Origin of the sequence: Citrobacter sp. MNAZ 1397, from assembly GCF_023613995.1 — a bacterium.
In the GTDB taxonomy this organism is placed as follows: Bacteria; Pseudomonadota; Gammaproteobacteria; order Enterobacterales; family Enterobacteriaceae; genus Phytobacter; species Phytobacter ursingii.
Genome location: NZ_JAKIVH010000001.1, coordinates 1,117,941 through 1,135,777 on the forward strand (window position 1 = coordinate 1,117,941; position 17,837 = coordinate 1,135,777).

Below are 17,837 nucleotides of genomic sequence, written 5' to 3' on the forward strand. Positions count from 1 at the left end.
GGTAGCCCGGACAAGGCGCCGCGCGCCGCCGCCGGGGTTACGGGATATCGCTATCTGCGCGCTGATTACCCTAACGGCCCACCCTGAATGGTATCGCACAGGCCGTTGATAATGCGCTCGCCGCTCTCTTCTTTAAGTTCCTGATACCAGGCCCGCGTCAACGCCATATCCTTGCCATGCGTGATATCGCAGCGTTTTCGTGCCTTGAGTACCAGATCGCGCACCCGGTCACAGCGCTGCGCTTCATACTCGCGCAACGCGCGTTCAATGTTGGTCTGCTTACGGAACATCTCTCCCAGCACAACCGCATCTTCCATTGCCGCGCAGCCGCCCTGGCCGATATCCGGCGTCGTGCTGTGCCCGGCATCGCCCAGCAATGCCACTTTGCCACGCACCAGTTTATCGAACGGTTCGATATCATGGATCTCAATGCGGTTGGTGGTTTGTGGATCAAGGGCGGCGATCAGCCGCTGAACCGGTGGTGCCCAGCCGCTAAAATAGCGCGTCAGATCATCACGCAGCGTGGTGCGATCTTCGGCAAGCCCGGCAGGCAAAGGTACATCGAAGAAAAAATAAAAGCGCCCATCTGAGACCGGCATCAGCGACACCCGTTTGCCTTCGCCGACAAACGTTGTCCACTGCTCGGCAGGGGCAATGGCTTCGTCGATGCGGATCAGACCATTCCAGTTGACATAACCCGCGTAGCGGCGTTGCGGCGTATAGCCCAGCACATAGGGACGCAGCGCCGAATGGCTGCCATCGGCAGCAATCAGAAAATCACCGTGCGCAGTGCTGCCATCGGTAAACCACGCGGTAACGCCGTCGGCGTTCTCTTCCACGCCGCTGACCCGCTTGCCAAACTGCACATTATCGCGTCCCCAATAATTGAGCATTTCGCGCTGCAACTCCGCGCGCGATACCGGGCACGGACGACCACCAACCCGTTCGACCAGGGGGGCAAGGCTAAACTGCGTCAGGGTTTCGCCCTGACGGTAATCTCGATAGGCCATAGCGCGCATCGGCCCGCCGTAAGTCTCCATCATCTCGCCCATACCCAGATGACGCATGCACTTCACGCCGTTGGGCCAGATGGAAATTGCCGCGCCGACGGGCTTAATCTCTTTTACCGCCTCAAAAACGTCACAGGCAATGCCCGCATTTTTTAACGCGACGGCAGCGCTCAACCCGCCTATACCTGCGCCAATCACCAGTGCTTTCATTCTGCTCTCCTTTTATCTGCCTGAAAGAGATTCAGCAATTTGCGTACCAGGATGTGCGCAGGCGTAAAAGCAGGGTAAATCAACCAATGCACCATTTTGTTGCACTATTGTTGTGCATATTTGCAATAGTGTTGCCTTTTTGTGAATCAAAAATTTCTCCGTCAGATGTAGAGAATCGAAAGTTTCACAGCGGTGTCAGGGATTATTGACTCTGGCCTGCTTTGTGCATCAGGCCGTTGACGCTAATCGATAACAGGATGCAAGGCCATGTCTGATGAGAAAAACAACGGTTTATTGTACGGGCTGGAACAGCGGATCCCGCCGCTGCCCGCTTTTTTCAGTGCGTTACAGCATGTGCTGGCCGGATTAGTCGGCATCATCACGCCACCGCTGATTATCGGCGCGACGCTGGGGCTGGGTGAGTGGATGCCGTATCTGATCAGCATGTCGTTGCTGGCTTCGGGTATGGGTACGTTTCTTCAATCCAACCGCGTATGGGGCGTTGGGGCCGGGATGATCTGTATGCAGGGCACCAGTTTCGCTTTTCTCGGCGTGGCTATCGCCGGCGGAATGTGGGTGAAAGGTCAGGGGGGGACCGCGCAGGATGTCATGGCGATGCTGTTTGGCGTGAATGCGGTCGCCGCGCTGGTACCGATGATCGTCAGCCGTTTTATTGAGCCGCTCAAACGCATTTTTACGCCGATCATTACTGGCAGCGTGATCGCCCTTATCGGTATGAGTCTGATTAAAGTCAGCGTGAATAACTGGTGCGGCGGTGTGCAGGCGAAAGATTTTGGCAGCATGAGCAATATCGCCCTTGGCGCAGGTACGCTGGCAGTGATTGTGCTATTAAGTTGCGCGAAGAACCGCTGGTTGCGCCTCTCTTCCGTGGTGGTTGGCATTTCTGTTGGCTGTATTGCGGCGGCGCTTGCCGGAAAATTTCATTTCAACGGTCTCGGCGAGACCTGGTTTCGTTTGCCGGCGCTATTCCCGTTTGGTTTCCAGTTCAACGGCGCCATTTTTCTGCCGGTGGCGCTGGTATCGCTGGTCTGTATTCTTGAGGCAGTAGGCGATCTCACCGCCAACTGTCTGATCTCCCACCAGCCGATTGATAACAGCGCCTTTCGTTCCCGGTTGAAAGGCGGCATCCTCGCCGATGGCATCAGTTGCATGATTGCGGCGATGCTCTGCGCTTTTCCGAATACGACCTTTGCGCAAAACAATGGCGTTATCCAGATGACCGGCGTTGCCAGTCGCTTTGTCGGGCGCTATATCGGCGTGATCCTGATTTTGCTCGGGCTGTTTCCGCCATTTGGCGAAGTGCTGCGCCAGATCCCACTGCCGGTACTGGGCGGCGCGACCATGGTGATGTTTGGTTGCGTCGTGGCTGCCGGTATCCGCATCATTACCCAGAACCCGTTAACCCGCCGCGACATGCTGATCGTCGGGCTGGCGTTCGGTTTCGGGATGGGCGTCGAAGCTGTACCCGCTTTTCTTGCCCACTTCCCGGCGATTATCGGTAATCTGTTTGGCTCAGCGGCCACCTGCGGCGGTTTAGTGGCGATTGTGTTGAATCTTATTCTTCCGGAAGAAAAACCAACTATCGTTGCTGACACAAGGAGTCACGATGATCGCGCTGAGTCACTTTAATCAACTGGAGCCTGATGCTGCGATGGCGTTGTTACAGCCTTGCGTGGCGCTCCCCGGCTGGACAGCGGCGCTGGTTGCCGCACGTCCGTTTGCCAGTCTTGCCGCATTGCGCCACACCGCGCAGGCGCTGGCTGAATCCTGGGGAAGTGCCGAACTGGAACAGGCGCTGAGCGCACATCCGCGTATTGGCGAAAAACCCGCAGGTCAGCAGACGCATGCCGCGCTATCGCGCCAGGAGCAGTCGGCGGTCAATGCAGATGACATGCAACTGGCAGAGGCATTGCGGATGGGCAATCTACGCTATGAAGCACGTTTTGGCAGGGTCTTCTTGATTCGGGCAAAAGGTCGCAGCGGGGAAGAGATCCTGCATGCGCTAGAACAGCGGCTGGCTAACAGCGTAACCGAAGAAATGGCGGTGGCGCTGGAACAGTTACGCGAAATAACCTTATTACGACTGGCAGGAGCGATTGGCGAATGAGCAGCCTTAGTACCCATATTCTTGATATTTCTACCGGTAAACCGGCACCCGGCGTGACGGTCTTTCTGGCGCGCGATGAGCGCGTGCTGGCGCAGGGTATCACCGACGGTAATGGGCGCATTGGTGCGTTTTCTGTGCCGCTGACACCGGGGCGTTACAGGCTGGTGGCGCAAACAGGGGAGTGGTTTGCGCAGCATGATGTGGCGACACTGTTTCCCTGCGCGCAAATTGATTTTGTGATTACTGAGGGGGCAGAGGAACATTTCCATCTGCCGTTTTTAATTGCCCCCGGCGGCTGGTCAACCTATAGAGGGAGCTGATTCCCCGGTGTCGCTGCGCTAACCGGGGCTACGGATGTAGCCCGGGTAAGGCGCTTGCGCCGCCACCCGGGAACGGGGTTACTCCTCAGCCAGATTCCCCCAGGCGCGCTGACCGTTAATCCACGTCTCGCTGATATTACGGTCATCGCCAAGGGTCATCAGCACAAACAGTTGCTCATAAATGTCCTTGCAGCGCTCGTTACGCAGGCGCTGCAACGGTGTAACTGCCGGATCGATGACCACAAAGTCAGCCTCTTTCCCGACGGCGAAATTGCCTATTTTATCATCCAGACGCAGGGCATGTGCGCCGCCAAGCGTGGCGTGGTAGAACGCTTCGCTGGCGCGCAGACGATAGCTTTGCAACTGGCCCACTTTGTAAGCCTCGCCCAACGTACGTAACATACTGAACGTGGTACCTGCGCCCACATCCGTGCCAATGCCCATGCGAACCTTGTGCTGCCAACTGGCGGGCAGGCGGAACAGCCCACTGCCGAGAAACAAATTTGAGGTCGGGCAGAAGGCCACCGCAGAACCGGTATCATGCAGACATTGCCACTCCTCATCATGCAGATGGATACCGTGAGCAAAGACGCTACCCTCGCCGGTCAACCCATAATGGTGGTAAACGTCGAGATAGCGCGCATGCTCTGGCCAGAGATCATTCACCCACGCCACTTCATTGGGGTTTTCACTTAAATGCGTCTGGAGCCAGGTCTGCGGAAACTCTTCGCGCAAACGGCGCACAGCATCAAGCAACTCAGGTGTTGAGGTGGGCGCAAAGCGTGGCGTAAGGGCATAGCCCAGTCGACCCTGATGTTGCCAGCGCAGGATCAGCTCACGGGTTTGCCGGTAACTCTCTTCAGCGGTTTCACTGAGGTACTCGGGTGCATGGCGATCCATCATCACCTTACCGGCAATCAGGCGCATATTCAGGCGTAACGCTTCACTAAACAGGGCATTGACCGACGCCGGATGCAATGTGCAGAACACCATTGCCGTGGTGGTGCCGTGGCTTAGCAACTGCTCAATGAAGAACCTGGCAATCTCGTCCGCGTAAGCTTCATCGGCAAACTGGCTCTCTACCGGGAAGGTGTAAGTGGTCAGCCACTCCAGCAGTTGTTCGCCAAACGCGCCGATCATCTCCGTTTGCGGGTAATGCACATGGGCATCGATAAAGCCGGGCAGCAGCAACTTGCCACGCCGGTCGGTGTAGCCTTTTTGCGCATCAAGATGCTGTTCTCCCTCCTGCCAGGTCATTCGCGCCTGTATGTAACCGTCGCGGATAAACAGCAGCCCGTCTTCAATAAAACGCGCATTAAGGGCGATTTCGTCTGCGCTGTCGCAGACCTGAGCAATATCAAACAGCGCGCCGCGGATAGCGACATGGTAGTCAATCATCTTTTCTGCCTTCGTTGTTTCCATACGGGTAAAAAAATTATGCAAGATGAGTGCCAGTGAAGGATGAATGGTGGGGGAGACGGCGTGGTACACCCAAAAATCGGCCCCTTTGACGGGCGGAAAAAGAACTGTTTTGTGGTGAGAAGAGGGCGTGTGCACCTGCGGCAACATGCACACAGCATCAGGGCTAACGGTGAGAAGAGGCGCTTGATGACTGCATAACAGCAAGTAGATTTCGTTTTGGTTTTACCTGAGCCGTGACGCCACGGTCAAAGTCCATCAAATTTTCGAAACATCCAGCCCGGCTGCTTTCAGGCGATTGACGATTTTAATCATTTTACTGACGACCGTTCGGAATGATTGATTAACGCCAATTCGATCGCAAACAATGTCACTTGGCACATGCTTCAACTCATCAGCATATTTAATAAGTTGCAGATGCATTTCTGCTGATTTAGCGCGAGGGGGGGCGTCACGCAGAGCTTTTTTAATCTCTGCATAGATGTATTCCTGATTATCCATTAAGTAGACCTTACTTGTTTTGCTGCTAAGTATTACTGAAGGTTATTTACTTTTAACACATATTCACGTGATGAATGAAAGGTATGGCCTCCACATTATGAAGATATATCCTGTATGTAAATTCTGGCGAATTCTACTGCATCTGCGCTCCATGATCCCATGGCCTACATTTTGTGTGTCCTGGGGGTAGCAGTCCGTACTGCAGAGCAGCGGCATCCTGTTGCTGTTTGGGGCTTCGGAGCAACGCCTCTTACGTTCATACCCTGCACTATAACCTGGCGGGTCACTGACCAGCGCAGTCGATGAGTATAATCCGACAGGAAGGGCGTTTGCCGGGGGGGTATATTCGCGTTGAGAATGCTTGCAAGAGTAGAACTGTTTGAAACAGAGAGCGTTTAGCCATACACTCACTCCCCCTTAAATTCCCGGGAGACGGAAAGTGAAATTATTTTCATCACAACGAACAGACGCCTGGTTATTAACAGAAAATTTGGCTGAAAGCTTTCGGTATTATATTGTTGACAACAGAAATTATTTCTCGCAATTTGAACCATTACGCGATGAAGCGTATTTCTCCATGGAAAATATTATCACCAGGATAAAAAGCTCATGTAATGAATTCGAAGAAAAGAAAAATCTATCTATTGTCTTCACCATGAAAGGAGAGAATAGAATCATTGGTAACATCAACTTTACCAATTTTGTTTATGGTGTTTTCCAGGCCTGTTACCTGGGTTTTTCGCTTGATCGTTCTTATCAGGGGAAAGGCTTGATGCGCGAAGTCCTCAGCGAGGCGATTAGCTATATACACAAACATTATGGGTTGCATCGTATTATGGCGAATCATCTCCCCGACAATGAACGTAGCGCAAATACCCTTAAAAGCCTCGGATTTATTAAAGAGGGGTATGCCAGTTCTTACCTCAAAATAAACGGTAAGTGGCAGGATCACGTTCTGAATTCACTTGTGCTTCCCGAGAATTAATACACAGGACAAGCAAAAAGAGCATTCACTCAAAGGCGTGGGCAGAGCGTTTCACCTCGTTATCAACGAACCCCACCTGCCGTTAAATCTCGCGTTTTTCAGCCCATTTGAGCATTGCATCGAGAGCCGGGCACAGCGCCTGGCCCCACTCGGTGAGGCGATATTCCACCTTCGGCGGCACCTGCGGATATACCGTACGTGATACTATCCCGTCTGATTCCAGCTGGCGCAATTGCTGGGCGAGCATCTTCTGCGAAATACCGGGGATCAGTTTTTCAAAATCGGAATAGCGTTGTACTTTTCCATCGAACAGATGAAAAAGAATAATTAATTTCCATCGGCCTTCAAGCAGGCGCAGAACCTGTTCCACGCCGCTTGCGGCTGATTCCGGGCTATATAACTTACTCATAATTCAGTAGCTCACTTTTTTGTGCGTACTTGTCAATTTCACAGTCTATGTTGAATATACCCGTACTGTAAATAACGGGAGTCAAGAACCATGTCTTTATTATTACCCCAGGCTATTGCGACCTATTTTGTGATAAGCAATGGCGGCGATATCGCCAGCGTTGAGCACTGTTTTACCGCTGACGCTATTGTAAAAGATGAAGGTAAAACCCATCAGGGACACGCGGCTATCGCGGCATGGCAACGCGCCGTCCGGACTGCATTTGATTACAGCGTCGAACCGCTTGACATACTTACCGAAGATGACCGGGTGACCGTCACTTCGAAGGTTGTCGGCAATTTCCCCGGTAGCCCGGTAACGCTCAGGCATGCTTTCGGGCTTTCTGGCGGCAAGATCAACACGCTGGAGATCGTATAATGGCATTGAAACTTGATTTCCAGGGTAAACGCGTGCTGGTAACCGCGGGCACCAAAGGCGTCGGCAAAGCGGTCGTCGGGCTATTAAAAGAGTGGGGGGCGAGGGTATTAACCACTGCTCGTCACGCACCCACGGAATGTGTTGCTGATGCCTTCGTGGCGGCGGATCTGACCACCGTTGAAGGATGTGCCAGCGTCGCACATGCTGTTCAGACACATCTGGGCGGTGTTGACGCCATCATTCATGTGGCGGGCGGTTCTACGGCGCCTGGCGGCGGTTTTGCGGCGCTGGGCGAAGAGGAGTGGCAACAGGAACTCAATCTTAATTTGTTGCCCGCAGTTCGCCTGGATCGTGCGTTGTTGCCCGGGATGCTGGCGCAGGGGAGTGGGGTGATTATCCACGTCACTTCTATTCAGCGTGAGCTGCCATTACCGCAATCGACAACCGGTTACGCGGCGGCTAAAGCGGCGCTTTCGGCATACAGTAAAAGCCTGTCGAAAGAGGTTTCACCGAAAGGTATTCGCGTAGTTCGCGTTGCGCCTGGCTGGATCGAAACCGAAGCCTCGGTGGCGATGGCTGAGCGGCTGGCGCAGGAGGCGGGTACGGATTACGAAGGCGGCAAGCAGATCATCATGAATGCACTCGGCGGGATCCCACTGGGGCGTCCCTCTAAGCCGATTGAGGTGGCGAATCTGATTGCTTTCCTTGTGTCACCCTATGCGGCCACCATCACTGGTACTGAATATGTGATAGATGGCGGCACGATTCCGACGGTGTAACCCTGGTCCTCAGTCTACCGGCAATATCCATAATGCCGCCTGTGATATAGCCTTCTTGCGGACCCGCCAGATACCTCACCATGGCGGCCACTTCTTCGAGTGTGGCGATAAGACGGATGGGATGAAAGGCGATCAGTGATTCAGGCACTGATTCGCCTAACGCCTCGCGTTGCCTATCAGTGGGCAGGATGCCGGGCTGGGTAACATTCACCGTTATGACAGATGCGTTTACACCCGATCAGGCTTAGACAGTCTGAGAGCAATACGAAAAGGGGAAATACTATCAGCAATGACGTTTTGATTTCCTGAATATCCACCAGGCAGAGAACATATAAATAAAGAATTTACGCTAATACTTAACGATGCTTTTTTACGTCGCCACTGAACAACTATGATATTTATTATCATTTCGACCAAAGGCAGGCGGGATAATATTATCAACATTTAGCGCTCAGCCATTATTCAACGTTAATACAAACTTAAGATTTAACCTCCAAAATAAAGGAATGCGCATTTTTATCTATGAGCAATACTGGTGTTATTAACCTGCACATTTACTGGAAAACAGAAACATGCATCTTGAACGACACAGCATTGAAAGCGTGGGATGGTTAAGGGCTGCCGTACTGGGGGCTAATGACGGCATTGTTTCCACGGCAAGCCTTGTTCTCGGGGTAGCGTCTGCGAATCCGAACCCTTCTGCGATTTTACTGGCGGGGATTGCCGGGCTGGTTGCTGGCGCGATGTCGATGGCGACAGGGGAATATGTATCCGTCTCCTCTCAGTCTGATACTGAAAACGCGGCTCTCGCTCAGGAAAAAAAGGAACTGGAAACAGATTACCAGGGCGAAGTACAGGAACTGACTTCACTGTATATGCAACGGGGGCTGGAGCCAGCGCTTGCCAGTCAGGTGGCGCAACAGCTTATGATGAAAGATGCGCTTGATGCCCATGCACGGGAAGAACTCGGTCTGACAGGTACCAATTCTGCGCAACCGCTGCAGGCGGCCATCTTCTCGGCAGGGAGCTTTTCTGCCGGCGCGGTACTGCCTGTCATCATTGCCTGGCTTACCCCCACGTCACTGATTTCTTTGTTTATAATCCTTTCCACTCTTTTTTCACTGGCTGTCCTTGGCTATATATCATCGGTGGTGAGCAAAGCGAATCCGCTCAGGGCAATAATCAGAATTACGTTCTGGAGTACCATGGCGATGGTTTTATCGATGGGAATAGGTCATCTTGCCGGGCAGTCACTGTTTTAGCACATGCTTTAATTCTCAGAAAAAATGCGTCCAGTGAACAAGTGAATAATCCTTTCCAGGATAAACATAAAAATATCACGGACTGGCAAGGCGATGACGTCATAAACGTTGCTAGCGCGGGCCAGTGATCCAGGTCGATCGAAAAGAAGGGCGCGCCAGTCCGGCACGGTAGAGAGATAAGCATCCGCCACGCTGGAAGAAAGACCTGGCAGGTAGTGGGCTGTGCTCAGGGTTGTATCAGCGTATGCGAAGCGCCTGAGAAATTTTTCGCGAATGATCTGCCCGCCATCGGGCGCAGATGTGGCTGGGTATGTTCAAGCCGTAGCCGCTTCCCGTATCGATTTTTTCAGGCACAAATAAGGCGAAAATCAGCATTTAGCCAGGCAAATTACTTGTTCTGATCAGTTTCCGGTTTCTTCAATACAATCAAAATATTGACCTGTATCAATAACCACATAAGAGTAATGGTTTCCCGTCTCGATTGCCCCTATAATCTCCGTCCCTTTTCATGTCTTAAGTTTAAGCTGGAGGATACATGGAGCTCAGCCGGAGGCAGTTCTTTCGAATCTGCGCGGGCGGTATGGCAGGAACCACTGTTGCATCTCTCGGATTTTTATCATCTTTTTCCGTTCATGCGGAAACACGTCAATACAAACTCTTAAAAGCAAAAGAGACGCGTAATAACTGTACTTACTGCTCTGTCGGCTGCGGCATGCTGATGTACAGCCTTGGCGATACGGCCAAAAACGTGAAAGAAAGCATTTACCATATCGAAGGCGACCCGGACCACCCGGTAAGCCGGGGGTCATTGTGTCCTAAAGGGGCAGGCGTGCTGGATTATATTCACAGCGAGACGCGCCTGCAGTATCCCGAATACCGTGCGCCAGGCTCAGATAAATGGGTGCGCATCAGTTGGGATGAGGCCATTAACCGGATTGCGCGGTTAATGAAAGATGACCGTGACGCGAACTTTGTCGAGAAAAATGCCCAGGGGCAGACCGTCAACCGTTGGACCACCACCGGTATGTTGTGCTCTTCGGCCGCCAGTAACGAAACCGGTATTCTCGACGGTAAATTCACCCGCAGCCTGGGGATGGTCGCCATCGATTGTCAGGCACGCCTGTGCCACGGGCCAACCGTCTCTGCGCTGGCACCGACCTTTGGTCGTGGTGCGATGACCAACAACTGGGTTGATATTAAAAATGCCAATGTGGTGCTGATCATGGGCGGCAACGCCGCAGAGGCACACCCGGTGGGTTTCAAATGGGTCGTTGAAGCACAAACGAAAAATGACGCCACGGTGGTGGTGGTCGATCCGCGCTTTAACCGCAGCGCCGCGGTAGCCGATCTTTATGCGCCTATCCGCGCGGGGTCAGACGCCGCCTTCCTGCTGGGCGTGATTCGCTATCTGCTGGAAAATGATCGCGTTCAACACGACTATGTGCGCCATTACACCAACGCCAGTCTGCTTATCCGCGACGACTATCAGTTCGAAGACGGCGTGTTCAGTGGCTATGACGCGAAAAAGCGCCAGTACGATAAATCGAGCTGGTTTTATCAGCTTGATGAGCAGGGCAATGCTCTGCATGACGAGACACTAAGCCACCCGCGCTGTGTCTGGAACCTGCTGAAAAAACATGTCGAACGTTACACGCCGGAAATGGTCAACCGTCTGTGCGGTACATCGTTGGCCGATTTCAAACGCATTTGCGAGATCCTGGCCAGCACCAGCGTGCCGGACCGCACCGCGACGATTCTTTACGCGCTGGGCTGGACGCACCATACCGCCGGGGCGCAAATCATCCGCGCCGCGGCAATGTTGCAACTGCTGCTCGGGAATATCGGCATGGCGGGAGGCGGCGTCAACGCGCTTCGTGGTCACTCTAATATTCAGGGTTACACCGACCTTGGCCTGTTATCAACCAACCTGCCGGGCTATATGCCGCTGCCATCGGAAAAACAGCCCGACTACCAGACTTATATTTCACAAATTACCCCGCCTGCGCTGGGGGTGAACGAAGTCAACTACTGGCAAAACACACCGAAATTCTTTATCAGCATGATGAAAAGTTTCTGGGGTGAGCATGCGACGGCAGAGAACAACTGGGGCTACGACTGGCTGCCGAAATGGGATCGCCTCTATGATGTGATGACCCAGGCCGAGTTGATGCTGGAAGGGAAGATTAACGGCTATATCGTGCAAGGCTTTAACCCGCTGGCAGCGTTCCCGGATAAAAACAAATCCTCCCGCGCGCTCTCGAAGCTCAAATACATGGTGGTCATTGACCCGCTGGTGACGGAATCGTCAAATTTCTGGCAGCACCACGGGGAGATGAACGACGTCAATCCTGCGGACATCAAAACGGAAGTTTTCCGCCTGCCGTCATCCTGCTTTGCCGAAGAAAATGGTTCGATTGCCAACTCCGGGCGCTGGCTCCAGTGGCACTGGGCGGCGGCGGAGCCACCAGGCGAAGCGTTGCACGACGGTAAGATTCTTGGACGTTTGTTCATGCGCTTGCGTGAGCTTTACCAGCAGGAAGGGGGCGCGAACCCGGCGCCGCTGATGAACATCAACTGGAACTATAAAGATCCGTACGATCCGCATCCGGAAGAGATTGCCCGGGAAGCGAACGGGATGGCGCTGGCCGATCTGTATGACGACAAAGGGCAGTTGATCGCCAAAAAAGGCCAACAGCTCAGTAGCTTTGCCCAGTTGCGTGATGACGGCACCACCAGCAGTTTTTGTTGGGTATACTGCGGAAGCTGGACAGAGCAGGGCAACCAGATGGCTAACCGCGATAACAGCGATCCGTATGGTCTTGGCTGTACGCCAGGATGGGCGTGGTCGTGGCCGGCTAACCGTCGCATCCTCTATAACCGCGCCTCCGCCGATCCATCAGGGAAACCGTGGGATGCCAAACGCGCGTTGCTGCACTGGGATGGTAAAAAGTGGAGCGGGATGGACGTGGCGGATTACAGCCAGGCCGCACCGGGCAGCAATGTCGGGCCGTTTATCATGAACCCGGAAGGGGTGGCGCGCCTGTTCTCTATCGACAAAATGAACGACGGGCCGTTCCCGGAACATTACGAACCGATTGAATCGCCGATTGGCACTAATCCGCTGCATCCGGCGGTGGTCTCCAGTCCGGTGGCGCGTATTTTCCATGACGATATCGCCAATATGGGTAAAGCGGACGCTTTCCCGTATGTCGCTACCACCTATTCTATCACCGAGCTGTTCCGCCACTGGACCAAACACGCGCGCCTCAACGCCATCGCGCAGCCCGATCAGTTCATCGAAATTGGCGAATCGCTGGCGCAGAAAAAGGGCATCGCGGCAGGCGATACGGTGAAAGTGAGTTCGAAACGCGGCTTTATCAAAGCCAAAGCGGTGGTGACGAAACGTCTGCAGACGCTGACCATAGACGGGAAGTCGGTCGATACCATCGGCATTCCTTGTCACTGGGGTTTTGAAGGGGCAACGCGCAAAGGCTTCCTTGCCAACACGCTGACGCCATCGGTCGGCGATGCCAACTCGCAAACGCCGGAGTACAAGGCGTTTCTGGTTAACATCGAGCGTGTGTAAAGGAGGGAACCTATGGCTATGCAATCACAAGATGTTATTAAACGTTCCGCGACCAATGGGTTGACGCCCCCTCCACAGGCACGGGATTTCCGTGCGGAAGTGGCAAAACTCATCGATGTCAGCGTCTGTATCGGCTGTAAAGGCTGCCAGGTCGCTTGCTCTGAATGGAACGACATTCGCGACGAGGTGGGCTACTGCAACGGTGTCTATGACAACCCGACCGATCTGAGCGCGAAGTCCTGGACGGTGATGCGTTTTAGCGAAACCACGCAGAACGATAAACTGGAATGGCTTATTCGCAAAGATGGCTGTATGCACTGCGCGGATCCGGGCTGCCTTAAAGCCTGCCCGTCTGCCGGCGCGATTGTTCAGTATGCCAACGGGATTGTGGATTTCCAGTCCGAGCATTGTATTGGCTGCGGCTACTGCATTGCCGGCTGCCCGTTCAACATCCCACGGCTGAACCCGGACGATAATCGCGTCTATAAATGTACGCTTTGTGTGGACAGAGTGAGCGTCGGGCAGGAGCCTGCATGTGTGAAAACATGCCCGACCGGGGCGATTCAGTTTGGTACCAAACAAGAGATGCTCAACGTCGCAGAAAACCGCGTGGAACAGCTTAAAAAACGCGGCTATGACAACGCGGGCGTCTATAACCCACAGGGCGTGGGCGGCACACATGTGATGTATGTTCTGCATCACGCGGACCAGCCAGCGCTCTATCACAACCTGCCGAACGATCCGCAGATTTCCACGCCGGTCAATTTATGGAAAGGCGTTCTCAAACCGCTCTCCGCAGCCGGGTTTATCGCCACCTTTGCCGGGCTGATTTACCACTACGTGGGAATAGGGCCGAACAAAGAGACGGATGATGACGAAGAGGAGAACGGTCATGAGTAAAAGCAAAATGATCTTGCGCACGAAGTTTATTGACCGCGCCTGTCACTGGACGGTAGTGATCAGTTTCTTTCTGGTGTCGCTTTCCGGCATTGCGCTGTTTTTCCCCACCCTGCAATGGTTGACCGAAACGTTCGGAACGCCACAGGTCGGGCGCATATTGCATCCCTTCTTTGGCGTGCTGATATTCGTCCTGCTGATGTTTATGTTTGTCCGTTTTGTGCATCACAACATTCCCGATAAGCAGGATATTCCGTGGGTTAAAGGGATTGTGGAGGTACTGAAAGGCAATGAACATAAAGTGGCGGATGTCGGGAAATATAATGCCGGCCAGAAGATGATGTTCTGGAGCATTATGAGTCTGATTTTTGTTCTGCTGGTCACCGGCGTCATTATCTGGCGACCTTATTTTGCCCATTATTTTTCCATCACCTTTGTCCGCTGGAGTTTATTAATCCACGCGACGGCCGCGATTGTGCTCATTCACGCCATTCTGATCCATATGTATATGGCGTTCTGGGTGAAGGGCTCCATTAAGGGCATGATTGAAGGCAAAGTCAGCCGCCGCTGGGCGAAGAAGCATCACCCGCGCTGGTATCGTGACGTTGAAGCTGCCGAAAAAGAGGCGCAAGAGAGCAAGCCCTTGTGACGTAATGGCGACCACCGCGCTGCGGTGGTCGCTGTTGTAAGACGTTGCGTTTTGCGTTGAGAAATAAACACGCCAGCGTTGCCATTTAAATGAATCAGGCTTATTTATTGTAGCGTGCTCCATACTCTCTCCATTAACTGGACAATATAAAGCAATCTTCCTCCGACACAATATCGATCGTGCTCAGGAGGAACCATGAATAAGCTTAATTACATTCTAAAATATGCCGAATATTTAATCAGAAAAACCAGGGTGTTTGTTACCCCGGATCTCTATTTTCACACAGCAGCGCTTAATAAAATTTCCGGAAGTCAGGCAGACCTGATCAATCCTGTGACATTGAGTGAGAAAATTTGTCACCGGCTGGTATTTGATCGTAACCCTTTTTATACATTATTAGCGGATAAACTCGCCGTCCGTGATTATGTACATGCAAAAACCAGGCGGGTTAAAACCATCCCATTGATTGGCGTCTACCACCGCGTTGACGATATTGATTTTAGTACGTTACCCGAACGCTTTGTTTTAAAATGCAACCATGACAGTGGAAGTACGGTAATTTGTAAAGATAAAGACAGGTTTGAGCCTGCGAAAGCATTGAACAAATTGAAGCTTGCGCTCAATAAAAACATGTATTACACCACCAGAGAGTGGCAGTACAAATCTATAACGCCGGTGATTCTCTGCGAAAAATATATCGATATTTTTTCTGGGGTGGTGAGAAAAAAGACGCCTGAAATGTTCAGAATACATTGCTTTCATGGGGTGGCGTGTTTTGTAGAGGCCGATTTTAGCGATGAAAGCGGCAACGAATACATCAATGTTTATGACAGGTCATGGAAGCTACAACCTTTTCAGATGGAATACCCAAACACACCGGATGCCGTTGAGGAGCCACGGTTATTCTATAAAGCCATTATTGCGGCTCAGGAGCTGGCTGATGAAATTGACTACTGTCGTGTCGACCTGATGCTGCAAGGGAATGACCTTTATTTTAGCGAAATAACATTAAGCCCTATGCGCGGGAAACTAAAGATCACGCCTGCAAGCTGGAATGCGAAATTAGGCGAGATGTGGGATCTGACGCTGTGTAAAAACAGGCTCCATTGAGCCTGCTTTACCGTATTATTGCTTTTCCTGACTGACAGGCCACGATATCTTAAAAATTGAGTGTTTTTCTTGGGTCTGGCAGTAAGTTGCATTCCCACCATGGGCGAGCATAATCGCTCTGACCACTGATAACCCTAATCCGCACCCCTCAGGGTTACTCTTTCTTGCCTGTTCTCCTCGCTGGAAAGGCTGGAATAACAGGCCCAGGCGTTCCTCAGGAATGCCTGGGCCGCTGTCTTCAACGAGAATGAAGTTTTCCTTCCCGGCAATGCCATTTTTTACCCGTAACGATCGTGACGACGCGTATTTTAATGCATTATCAAAAAGCACCGTCAGGCATTGCATAATACGTAGAGGATCACAGAAACACTGCTGGTGCTCAAGTTCAGTGGTGATAGTAAAGTGCGCGCGCTGAAATTCGGGTAAAAAGTTATCAAGCACACTCCTAATCGTTACCTCAAGGTCAGTCTCACTGAGGGTTAGCGTATATCCGGCCCCACCATAAGAACTGACAACCCGCAGATCTTCGATTAAATGCGCCAGACCTTCGGTTTGCTTAAGCAGGTTCTGGAACAGGACGGGCGCTGGCTCGAACACACCGTCAACCAGTCCTTGCAATCTTCCTCGCAGAATCGTCACCGGCGTTCTAAGCTCGTGCGCGATAGCCGAATTCCATAAGTTCCGCTGAATATCCAGGGTCTGCAGTTTTTCTGCCATTTCATTGAAATCGTTGACGAGATTATTCATCTCTCCCAACTGAGAGCTCGTACAGGTTGCCCTTGCGTCAAGGTTGCCCTGGGAAATTTGTTTCAGGCTATACGCGACCGCATTTAACGGCGTCAGAATTCTGGAGGACAATTTCACCGTAAAGAACAGCGAAACGACCAGACTGGTCAGCGAAGCTATCATGATCCACAGCCAGTCCACCATGGTCATTTCATCTTCATTTCCTGTCAGGGCCCCTCCAGGCAAATAGTAAATTAAAAAAGTATAAAATAAATAAGAGCCCAGTACGGCGATAGCGATAATAATGAAGGTGAGCGACAGCATATATGTCAATATTTGACGACTGAGAATAGGGTCTTTTTTCATTTATTCTCACCCAGGCGGTAACCCAACCCTCTGATACTCTCCGGGATCCCTTTCAGTCCCGCATTTTCCAGCTTTTTGCGCAGCTTGCTCATGTGGCTGTCTACGGTTCTGTCCAGTGAATCACCTTCTGGCAGGCAGGAATCAAGTAACTCTTCGCGTGAGCATACCTTTCGCGGATTTCTCGCCAGATAGGTGAGAAGTTTAAATTCAGTCGTCGTCAACACCGGCGTAACGACTTCGTCCCTGACGTTTATTTCAATATAAAAATCATCAGGATAAATGGTCAGATACGCTGTTCTTATCGGCCTGGTATTAACGAGTTCTGTGTTCATTCGGGTTCTGCGCAGTACAGCCTCAACCCGTGCGATAACTTCCGAAGGATTAAACGGTTTTATGACATAATCGTCTGCCCCGAGCCTCAGCCCCATCAGTTTGTCGATGTCCTGATCGAGTGCCGTTACCATAATAACCGGTACGTTACTCTCTTTGCGCAAGGTCGTAAGAACATTCCATCCATCGTAAACAGGCAGATGGATATCAAGTAAAATGAGGTCTGGTTTATGCAGGCGAGTAAAATTTATGGCCTGCTCACCATCCCTGGCTCGAAAGGTTTTCATAGCCGCGCGCTGCAAATAGCTTATCAGTATGTCGGCAATTTCATCGTCGTCTTCAGCAACAATGATCAGGTTGTCTTTGTTCATTTTATCTTCCACCAGTACCGATGATAGAAATTATTCTATCTAAAAATATCTTATGTCGTACTTGTTTAAAGGTTATTGAATACAATGTGCGTAAAGTCTGTTTGTCTGATATTACTCCTTGTTAGGACTAATCTGACAGTTCCAATCCAAAAAAGTTGCATTCCTGTGCGCTTTTCCGCAAGAAATAAACTGCGTGAAGGTATCTCCACACTGGCTACACAATCCCGAAATAAACAATCAACAATCTGATGCAATCATTTCAACTGGAGAAACCAGGCAAGACGCCGAACGCTATTTATTTTCAAAATTTATAACGTCTAAAGCCAGAACTTTATGCATAGTTGATGCACGTTAGATTGTGT

18 protein-coding genes are annotated in these 17,837 nt (G+C 51.9%); 11 read left to right on the forward strand and 7 right to left on the reverse strand.

Annotated features, from left to right (window positions below):
* Window positions 1-65: 65 nt before the first annotated feature.
* A complete protein-coding gene (hpxO, locus tag L2097_RS05160; RefSeq protein ID WP_250352260.1) occupies window positions 66-1,220 on the reverse strand; it encodes an FAD-dependent urate hydroxylase HpxO in 1,155 nt (384 codons plus the stop codon).
* A gap of 267 nt (window positions 1,221-1,487) precedes the next feature.
* Between hpxO and L2097_RS05165 the strand changes: the two genes are divergently transcribed.
* The 3 genes from L2097_RS05165 to uraH are packed head-to-tail and all read left to right on the forward strand — an operon-like array spanning window position 1,488 to window position 3,668.
* Window positions 1,488-2,870, forward strand: coding sequence for a nucleobase:cation symporter-2 family protein (locus L2097_RS05165; RefSeq protein ID WP_250352261.1), 1,383 nt, complete (start codon window positions 1,488-1,490; stop codon window positions 2,868-2,870).
* Window positions 2,848-3,348: a 2-oxo-4-hydroxy-4-carboxy-5-ureidoimidazoline decarboxylase gene (uraD, locus tag L2097_RS05170; protein ID WP_085007095.1), complete on the forward strand. Its 501-nt coding sequence runs from the start codon at window positions 2,848-2,850 to the stop codon at window positions 3,346-3,348. The genes L2097_RS05165 and uraD overlap by 23 nt, the downstream gene beginning before the upstream one ends.
* Window positions 3,345-3,668 carry a hydroxyisourate hydrolase gene (uraH, locus tag L2097_RS05175; protein ID WP_250352262.1) on the forward strand — a complete coding sequence of 108 codons (324 nt, stop codon included), beginning with the start codon at window positions 3,345-3,347 and terminating at the stop codon, window positions 3,666-3,668. Before uraD ends, uraH begins: the two co-directional genes overlap by 4 nt.
* Before the next feature lie 78 nt (window positions 3,669-3,746).
* On the opposite strand, the gene guaD is transcribed toward uraH, so the two are convergent.
* Together guaD and L2097_RS05185 are read right to left on the reverse strand one after the other, a co-directional pair.
* Window positions 3,747-5,066, reverse strand: coding sequence for a guanine deaminase (gene guaD / locus L2097_RS05180; protein WP_250352263.1), 1,320 nt, complete (start codon window positions 5,064-5,066; stop codon window positions 3,747-3,749).
* 279 nt (window positions 5,067-5,345) lie between these two features.
* Window positions 5,346-5,588, reverse strand: a complete 243-nt coding sequence (locus L2097_RS05185) for an HTH-like domain-containing protein (RefSeq protein WP_250352264.1) — start codon at window positions 5,586-5,588, stop codon at window positions 5,346-5,348.
* Window positions 5,589-6,027: 439 nt separating this feature from the next.
* On the opposite strand from L2097_RS05185, the gene L2097_RS05190 reads away from it, so the two are divergent.
* A complete protein-coding gene (locus tag L2097_RS05190; RefSeq protein WP_250352265.1) occupies window positions 6,028-6,573 on the forward strand; it encodes a GNAT family N-acetyltransferase in 546 nt (181 codons plus the stop codon).
* Between the two features lie 82 nt (window positions 6,574-6,655).
* On the opposite strand, the gene L2097_RS05195 is transcribed toward L2097_RS05190, so the two are convergent.
* Window positions 6,656-6,982: a winged helix-turn-helix transcriptional regulator gene (locus tag L2097_RS05195; protein ID WP_085007091.1), complete on the reverse strand. Its 327-nt coding sequence runs from the start codon at window positions 6,980-6,982 to the stop codon at window positions 6,656-6,658.
* Window positions 6,983-7,072: 90 nt separating this feature from the next.
* Here L2097_RS05195 and L2097_RS05200 point away from each other — a divergent pair, with 90 nt between their 5' ends.
* Together L2097_RS05200 and L2097_RS05205 are read left to right on the forward strand one after the other, a co-directional pair.
* Window positions 7,073-7,399 carry a nuclear transport factor 2 family protein gene (locus tag L2097_RS05200; RefSeq protein ID WP_250352266.1) on the forward strand — a complete coding sequence of 109 codons (327 nt, stop codon included), beginning with the start codon at window positions 7,073-7,075 and terminating at the stop codon, window positions 7,397-7,399.
* A complete protein-coding gene (locus L2097_RS05205) occupies window positions 7,399-8,178 on the forward strand; it encodes an SDR family oxidoreductase (protein WP_085007089.1) in 780 nt (259 codons plus the stop codon). Before L2097_RS05200 ends, L2097_RS05205 begins: the two co-directional genes overlap by 1 nt.
* On the opposite strand, the gene L2097_RS25760 is transcribed toward L2097_RS05205, so the two are convergent.
* Complete coding sequence (locus tag L2097_RS25760; RefSeq protein WP_350028993.1) at window positions 8,129-8,389, reverse strand: SDR family NAD(P)-dependent oxidoreductase; 261 nt, start codon at window positions 8,387-8,389, stop codon at window positions 8,129-8,131. The two genes, L2097_RS05205 and L2097_RS25760, sit on opposite strands and share 50 nt — an antisense overlap.
* A 361-nt stretch (window positions 8,390-8,750) precedes the next feature.
* On the opposite strand from L2097_RS25760, the gene L2097_RS05210 reads away from it, so the two are divergent.
* The 5 genes from L2097_RS05210 (at window position 8,751) to L2097_RS05230 (ending at window position 15,682) form a co-directional block, all read left to right on the forward strand.
* Window positions 8,751-9,440, forward strand: coding sequence for a VIT1/CCC1 transporter family protein (locus tag L2097_RS05210; RefSeq protein ID WP_085007088.1), 690 nt, complete (start codon window positions 8,751-8,753; stop codon window positions 9,438-9,440).
* Between the two features lie 535 nt (window positions 9,441-9,975).
* On the forward strand, window positions 9,976-13,026 hold the full coding sequence (fdnG, locus tag L2097_RS05215) for a formate dehydrogenase-N subunit alpha (protein ID WP_250352267.1): 3,051 nt from the start codon (window positions 9,976-9,978) through the stop codon (window positions 13,024-13,026).
* 12 nt (window positions 13,027-13,038) lie between these two features.
* Window positions 13,039-13,926 (forward strand): formate dehydrogenase subunit beta, encoded by an 888-nt coding sequence (gene fdxH / locus L2097_RS05220; RefSeq protein ID WP_047370086.1) that lies wholly within the window; start codon window positions 13,039-13,041, stop codon window positions 13,924-13,926.
* Window positions 13,919-14,572 (forward strand): formate dehydrogenase-N subunit gamma, encoded by a 654-nt coding sequence (gene fdnI, locus L2097_RS05225; protein ID WP_047370087.1) that lies wholly within the window; start codon window positions 13,919-13,921, stop codon window positions 14,570-14,572. Before fdxH ends, fdnI begins: the two co-directional genes overlap by 8 nt.
* Window positions 14,573-14,767: 195 nt before the next feature.
* Window positions 14,768-15,682 (forward strand): ATP-grasp fold amidoligase family protein, encoded by a 915-nt coding sequence (locus L2097_RS05230; RefSeq protein ID WP_085007085.1) that lies wholly within the window; start codon window positions 14,768-14,770, stop codon window positions 15,680-15,682.
* Between the two features lie 15 nt (window positions 15,683-15,697).
* Here L2097_RS05230 and L2097_RS05235 read toward each other — a convergent pair whose 3' ends face one another.
* Window positions 15,698-16,774 (reverse strand): ATP-binding protein, encoded by a 1,077-nt coding sequence (locus L2097_RS05235; protein WP_250352268.1) that lies wholly within the window; start codon window positions 16,772-16,774, stop codon window positions 15,698-15,700.
* Window positions 16,771-17,475, reverse strand: coding sequence for a response regulator (locus L2097_RS05240; protein WP_250352269.1), 705 nt, complete (start codon window positions 17,473-17,475; stop codon window positions 16,771-16,773). The genes L2097_RS05235 and L2097_RS05240 overlap by 4 nt, the downstream gene beginning before the upstream one ends.
* Between the last annotated feature and the right edge of the window lie 362 nt (window positions 17,476-17,837).